Annotated in this window: 1 protein-coding gene; it reads left to right on the forward strand. The window is 30.9% G+C overall.

The window, feature by feature from the left end; all coding sequences use genetic code 11:
- Positions 1–189 precede the first annotated feature (189 nt).
- Positions 190–615 (forward strand): hypothetical protein, encoded by a 426-nt coding sequence (locus ACRCJ0_RS15085; protein WP_431388043.1) that lies wholly within the window; start codon positions 190–192, stop codon positions 613–615.
- Positions 616–1,049: the final 434 nt, after the last annotated feature.

The raw sequence follows: 1,049 nt of genomic DNA on the forward strand, positions 1-1,049 counted from the left end.
TTTAATTTTATAGTTAATGAGAATATTGTTTCTGCAACTGAATTTACTCCTGAAGTAGTTCAAAATGAACAAACGCTAACTTTAGAAGACCTTTCAGAAGAAGATAAAAAAATATTTATAGATAATGGGTATACTGAAGAAGATGTATTTTTTCAGGAATAGGTCACTGAATTTCCATTAGAGGGGCAAATGTCTGTTAATACAGTTATAGCTACAGTTACAGGGAGTACAAAAAGAGAAGCTTCAAATAGAGCTAAAACGACTTATATAGTCACTTCTTATTCAGGTCCAATGACTAATGTTGATATAAGGACTACAGCTACTAGTGGTACTGTTGTACGTACTGGATCAGGGAATTCTAAGCCTAATTCTTCTAAAGCTACAGTAACAACTTTTATTAACTATAGCGGTGGAAGTAGATATTTTAAGTTTAAAGGTTATACTCAAATTTATACTCCTAAAGGGGCCTCTACAAAGACTCATGTTTTTAATATTGAGTCGATTGGTATTTATACTGCGATGATTTTTGTTTTAGATGTTATGTACTTGGATTTAATGTCTAAAAATTATGAAGAAAACTTAACATCATCAATTGAGGTATATAAGGACCATTAGTAAGATTATAAACATTCATTTTAATAAGTTTAAGAAAGGTATGACTGTGTGTTATGCCTTTTTTGATATCCATAGTTTCAAAATTGAAGCCTAAGTTTTACTAAAATTTGAACCTTTAGTCCAATATCATGGCTAAATCCCAAATCACTTTGAATAATAAAATTGAGGTCTTAAAACGGATAGCCTATGGATACGAAAGCTCCAAAATTTTAGAACTAGAATATTATTCACGAATAAGCTATATCTAAATGAAAGATCGGTAGTACAAGCAGCCTAAGGGCTGCTCCAAAAGCATATTATAAAGATAAAAATGAATAATTGAAAAGAGTATATAAAAAACCAGGCAATCTAATGATTACCTGGTAGACATTACTCATCAGTCCTATTTGACGAAGAGCCAAAATTTAGTCTAACTTTTTGGGTCCCCTATACTA

This window comes from Aerococcus sp. L_32, from assembly GCF_050689315.1.